Raw genomic sequence first — 6,162 nt, 5'->3', positions numbered from 1 at the left:
AAGAAGCACTAAAACGTGAGCAATTCCTGAAATCAGGTGTCGGTAGCGCTTGGATTACCATGCATTTCAAAAAATAAAGGAGGATTCCTATCCGCCGATGGCGGACGGGGGATCGTGCCCCCCTCTCGCTACACAGTAGAATTCTTTGAAACCAAAAAAGAAGCACTAATTCGCAAACGATACTTGAAATCCGGAGCCGGTAGCGCTTGGATTACCATGCATTTCAAAAAATAAGGGAGGATTCCTATCCGCCGATGGCGGACGGGGATCGTGCCCCCCTCTCGCTACGTAAAGAGCCATTTCACAAGAGGTGGCTTTTTTATTTCTTGTTGTTTATTATTTGCATTTTATGAGATCACTACGGATTATTTTGATGCATTAAAAATCTTGTGGTATGTAAGAAGTAGTAATCCTTTTTTATGAAGTTATTTTAAGTTCTTATTCTATGGTAAAATCTACACCACTAATTTTTTATTTTTTTTGTCCGTAGCCCTTCTTTTTACCTAAGCCATACCATGGTAATTTCGTATCTTTGACACCCGAAGACCAAACCGAGTATCCTTATGTCTACTACATCAGAATTTACATTACAAGACATTACGTCCTTATTAAACCAAGAGGTTGTAAACTGGCAACTCCTGCTATCCACCATAATCTCCCACTTTGGTTGCAGCACAGGAACCCTCCATATTTTAGAAGAAGAAGCCCAGCTTCTGCATTTAAGCGCACAACAAGGCATACCCGATTTTTTATTGCCTAAAGTAGCTACGATCCCTGTAGGCAAAGGAATGGCCGGAATCGCTGCCGAACGACGTAAGCCTGTAGAAATGTGCAACCTACAAACGGATGCCTCAGGGGTGGCAAGACCGGCTGCCAAGGAGACCAAAGTGGAAGGCTCTATTGTGGTTCCTATGCTCCTAGATGGCACTTTGCATGGCACGCTTGGAATTGCAAAACCTGTGCCCTATGATTTTACTGCGGATGAGGTACAGTCGCTATTAGCCATTGGCACTGCTATAAGCCAGCGATTACGAAAATAGGTATCAACCTAATTGTGCTACACTTCATTCAAAAAGTCTTTTTAAGGCTGCAAAACCATGATTATTCCGTTATATATTCAATTTTTGTAATTAAAAATTAGGTTGGATATTTGACATCCAAAACAGGATCATGGAAAAATTAAAACAACACCGTTTTGCTTTAAGTATTTACTTTTTCCTTTCCGGTCTATGTTTTTCTACATGGGCATCCCGAATTCCTACTATAAAGTCTTACTTTGATTTCGATGAAGCGCAATTGGGTAATGTGTTGTTGGCGATGCCTATTAGTTCCCTTATTGGGCTTCCTATCTCTACGTGGTTGGTTACTAAATTTCACAGCCGAGTTCCCCTTTTAGCTGCTTTCGTGGTTTTTTCCATTTCGCTCGTAACCATCGCTTTTGCTGAAACGTATGTGACTTTAGTGGCCAGTATCTGTTTGTTTGCATTTTGTATGCGAATTCTTAATATTTCCATGAACACTCAGGCTCTTTCCTTGCAAAAACAGTTTGATCGCCAAATAAATGGATCTTTTCATGGCGTTTGGAGCACCGGAGGTATTGCAGGTGTTGGATTTTCTACGCTTATGATTGCTAATGATATTGCCATGACCACGCATTTAATCTTCGTCGCCTCCTTTACATTTCTTTCCGCGGTCATTGCCTACCATTTTGTACTAAAACACGATAAAAGTCCGCTTGGTAATAAATTAATATTGGGCAAACCCGATCCTTTTATTTTCTATTTGGGCATATTAATTTTTTTCGCCGCGGTTTGCGAGGGTGGCATGTTTGATTGGAGTGGTATTTATTTTAGAGAGGTGATCCACGAAGAGCTATTTACCTTGGGCTATCTCATTTTCATGATATTCATGGCACTATCTCGATTTTTTTCAGATCGAATTATAGCACATATAGGCATGGAAAAAACATTTTTAATGAGTGCTTCGTTTATATCAATAGGCATCCTTACGGCGATCGTATTTCCTTTTTTTTGGCCCGCTCTTATTGGTTTTTGTTTGGTGGGCTTTGGCACTGCAGCGGTCTTTCCTATGACATTTTCGTTGGCCGGAACCTCTACAAAATATTCCCCCGGCATGGCCATCTCTATTATTGCGACCTATGGTACAGTAGGCATGTTCATAGGGCCTCCATTAATTGGGTATTTGGCGCATGCTTTTAGTTTAAAGATCTCTTTTATCATCTTTATTTTTTGCGGTTTAATGTTTATTCCGGTTTCTAAACTATTGTTCCAAAACCAAAAAAAAGCCGCCTAGCGATCTTAGCTACCCATTTAATCACCATTCACGGAATGATAAATTAATAGCCATTCCGAATTTCCTTGAAGTTTGTTTTCGGCAATACACTGAAAACCATTTTTTATATAAAACTCTTTTAGGGATTCCTCTTCAATAGTAAGCCAAAAGGCTTGGTGTTTATGTTCTTTTTTTAACTCTTGCAACCATGTAGAGCCTAAATGTGCGCCCCTCCATTTGGGCACAACCCATAAAAAGCCAATGTACAGATATCCTAAGGCAAAATAAATATGGCCATGTTCCTTTTCAAAGGGAGTCATATCAGGAGATACAGAACCAAAAAGAATTCCTCCGGCAACTACTTCGGTATCACATTTCAGCACATAAATCGTAGACGTTGGCGCATAGGTATCCCAGTAAGGTGCTATTAAAAGACGCCAATCTTCGGGAAGCACATTAAAAAAATCAGTGGGACTATTTTGAGCCGAAGTAAAAGTAAGTTCCATTCTCAGAATATATTAATACCGTTATAAAAGTCCCCACGACCAGAGCTTGTCGGAATCTTCTAACCAACGATCGCCTATATCCGTGCGATAATACACATTATTTATAATTATGGCACTTATCCTATTTTGCATCATTTTTTGAGCATCCCGCATGGTTAATCCTGTACCGGTAACCAACAGCGCAATTCCGGTATTCCCTGTAATAAGCCATTCATTGTTAATCTTCTTTACATGCATAGGATGAATCCCTTCCTTGGCATCTTTTTTAAAGACGATTACGGAATCTTTAGAAAATAGATCAAACGTCTTTTTATCTTCAAAAGGAAAAGGGGGCACCACCAAATAGGCACCTACCTGAAACCCTTTTTTTACATTAATTTTAAAAGTTTTAGCAGACGCCAATTTATAAAAGAGATTCCCCATGGGCTCATTAATTCCCGCACGCTGAATAAAGATCTGCGGAAAGCCAAAACGGGATGTAAACTCTAAGGGATAAATGCCATTGCCGTTTACAATGCAATTTATATCTAGCTGGCCTATGAAATTCTTACTAGCTAAGGTTTGTTCAAACTTCTTTAACGTGGCATCAAAAATTGGCGAATCTTTGGCCCAGAACATACTAGAGCCCATTTCACCTGTTGAAACACCTAGTTCTTTAGGGAATAATTTTTTGTGTTCAAAAGTGACATTGATGGGATAAATAAACTCTTTTCCATTAAAATAGGCCGCCACCGAAACTTCTACGCCCTTAACCTTTCGTTGCAACTGAAAATTGCCAAAATCATTCCCCCAAGAGCGTTCATACGCCTTCAGTACCCGTATAACATCTAAACCTTCATCATCTGTACCTACAAAAAGAAGTTGTTTATACTCTTGTGTTTCCCCACTTGGTTTTATAACATAAGCGTTGGGATTTGCACCCACGTAGTCGATGGCATCCTGAAAATTAAAAAACTCCTTGGACGGTAAAATTTTAATCCCGTGTTTTCGGAGTTCCTCTTGCCCAAAGGTACGATCCAATTCAAGAAGGTCCGTATATTCCGAGCCGCCGATGACCAATTTGCCTGCATTTCGTAGTTCTTGACAAATCTTTCCATATCCGGTATAATCAAAAATAAGAATGTCGGCCCAGTCTATATGTTTTTTCCAGTCCTTTACTTTGTCCACAAAACCATAGCCAATTTCCTTAGAAGGTTTATCTTCAATAAAAAATTTAACGGCATGTCCTTCGGACAAAATAGTATACGCCAAATCTAGGGTTTCACCCCATCTGGAGATCATTAAAAAATTTTTCTTAAGGATCGAATCCTCCTTATTTTCTGATTTTGATTTCAATAGGTCTAGAACTTTAATTCGTATTTTGTTTTTTGTGATTTTTAATGCTATATCCTAAGAAAATTAGAACCACATCCGCCTTAACCCCATAATGCATAGCTGTTTCTTTAGGATGTACACAGTTCATAGAAACATATTTCTCGCTGCAAAAGTAGATCAAAAACAAATTGAAATTAGATAAATTAAGGGTATCTCAAAAGAATTTTTTGTCAGTTACCGATGCACCGTATGAACCGAATTCACCTCGAATTTTTAAACAATGGGCTGCCTTCAAAATGCCGTTAACCATTCCATTGTTAGCCATTAAAACCTATTTTTGCAGAAAACCATACGGGATGCCCTTATTTTTTACAAAAAAAAGATTTTTAATTGATTCTTTGGAAGGCTTCGTAGATATCCACAACCATATCCTTCCCGGAATAGATGATGGTGCTAAAACTGTTGCTGATTCTATGGCGTTATTAAAAGGATTCGCTGAATTTGGGGTACATCGGTTCATTACCACGCCGCACATTATGCATAATTATTATCCCAATACACCAACAACGATAACAGCAGCTTTAAATCGGCTTAAAAAGGAAATGCTGCACCATGGACTAAAGGATAGTAATATCGAAGCGGCTGCTGAGCACATGATCGACGATAATTTTGAGACGCTCTTGGAAAACGATGGCATTATGCGACTTAAGGCTGACTATCTATTGGTGGAAATGTCGTTCTTGCAACCGCCCTTGCATATATCCGAAGCGATTGAAAAAACCACCGGTAGGGGTTTATTTCCCATATTAGCCCACCCGGAACGCTACTTATTTTTACATCAAAGTCTCAAAAAATACGATCAATTTAAAGCACAAGGGGTGCTTTTTCAAATGAATATGTTATCTCTATCCTCCTTTTATGGCAAAGAGGTGCAAAAAACGGCATTCAAGCTATTAGAACGTGGGCAAATTGATTTTTTAGGTTCAGACGTGCATAACCTGAGCCAGTTACATGCTCTGAAAGAAATCACCCTTTCAAAAAAAAACGCAGCACGGCTATTGTCCGTTATCGACCAAACGATTGGGCGTTTTTATTGATAGTTTTATTGAAATATCAACTTGTTATTTTTTGACGACTAATTGTTTGTAATAATTTAATCCGGAGTCGGTTGACATAGTAATGAAGTAGGTTCCATTTTCGAGATCATCGATAGTAATCTTATATTGATTATCGTAAGATTTAAGTTTTTTCGCATCGTATTTTTTCACCAACCGCCCTGAATTATCAAATAGGTAGATTTCATCTAAATTAAAGGTTTGATCCTTTGTGTAGATGGTGGCTTCCATGTTGGTCGGATTTGGGGAAAGCATTATGTGTCCTTCTTCCGAAATAAAATTATCATACTCTATTACTATATTAGTTTTTAATCCTTTATTAAAAGTTATTTCTTTATTGTCTATTAATGTTCTTGCTGCCTTCGTATTGGTTCCAAGCACTTCGATAGCATTGATTATTGGATGTCTGGTACCTCCGTCAGATGATAAAGATGAAAAATCAATATTTAAAATGCCATCCGAAATCAACACCTCGAAAGATTTCAACAATTGACTCTGGGCACCAACCTCTGCATACACATCCAAGTTATCCAATACCAACTGATCCTCTAACCGCACATCAAAAACGCGACTACCAACACCACCTGTACCGCCCCCGGTGGCACCAAACCATACTTCAGCAAAATGAAGGATCACCGTATAATCGCCATTGGCAAGTGGTATCGAATAGCCCATGGTTTGGGATGGACTGTAGCGTATCGTGCTGTACGGCGGAGTCAATCCGGTCTGTGGACGAGACAATGTACTACCCGTATCAAAATACTGGTCAGACGAAAACAACTCCCCATTATACATCGCCTCACCGCCACCGGTATTGATCCGTAAGGCTAATGACTCCCCCCCTGCGCTTTCAGAGGAAACCGTTACCGTAACCTGATCAAAACCGCTGTCGCCCTCATCGTCTACCACCGTCAATCGGAACACGTAAGTGCCTG

At 39.4% G+C, this 6,162-nt stretch carries 6 protein-coding genes; 3 read left to right on the top strand and 3 right to left on the bottom strand.

Translation table 11 applies throughout. From position 1 onward, the window contains the following. Positions 1-563: 563 nt before the first annotated feature. Complete coding sequence (locus U1E44_RS07745; protein ID WP_322930494.1) at positions 564-1,040, top strand: GAF domain-containing protein; 477 nt, start codon at positions 564-566, stop codon at positions 1,038-1,040. A 130-nt stretch (positions 1,041-1,170) separates the two neighbouring features. Then, entirely contained in the window at positions 1,171-2,313 is a 1,143-nt protein-coding gene (locus U1E44_RS07740) for an MFS transporter (protein WP_322930493.1), read from the top strand. A 17-nt stretch (positions 2,314-2,330) separates the two neighbouring features. Here the strand turns inward: U1E44_RS07740 and U1E44_RS07735 are convergent, their stop codons facing one another. Further along, complete coding sequence (locus U1E44_RS07735) at positions 2,331-2,798, bottom strand: GNAT family N-acetyltransferase (RefSeq protein ID WP_322930492.1); 468 nt, start codon at positions 2,796-2,798, stop codon at positions 2,331-2,333. Positions 2,799-2,819: 21 nt separating this feature from the next. Then, the gene (locus U1E44_RS07730; RefSeq protein WP_322930491.1) at positions 2,820-4,079 is read right to left on the bottom strand and encodes a hypothetical protein; all 1,260 of its coding nucleotides are present in this window, start codon (positions 4,077-4,079) and stop codon (positions 2,820-2,822) included. Positions 4,080-4,300: 221 nt separating this feature from the next. Between U1E44_RS07730 and U1E44_RS07725 the strand changes: the two genes are divergently transcribed. Further along, entirely contained in the window at positions 4,301-5,209 is a 909-nt protein-coding gene (locus U1E44_RS07725) for a tyrosine-protein phosphatase (protein ID WP_322930490.1), read from the top strand. 24 nt (positions 5,210-5,233) lie between these two features. Here U1E44_RS07725 and U1E44_RS07720 read toward each other — a convergent pair. Next, positions 5,234-6,162 (bottom strand): malectin domain-containing carbohydrate-binding protein (locus U1E44_RS07720; protein WP_322930489.1); only part of this gene is annotated, 929 nt, incomplete at its 5' end.

The organism is Aurantibrevibacter litoralis (genome assembly GCF_034651555.1).
Taxonomy (GTDB): domain Bacteria; phylum Bacteroidota; class Bacteroidia; order Flavobacteriales; family Flavobacteriaceae; genus Aurantibrevibacter; species Aurantibrevibacter litoralis.
The sequence above is the reverse complement of the archived record's forward strand: the minus strand, read 5'-3'. Positions and strand labels throughout refer to the sequence as shown.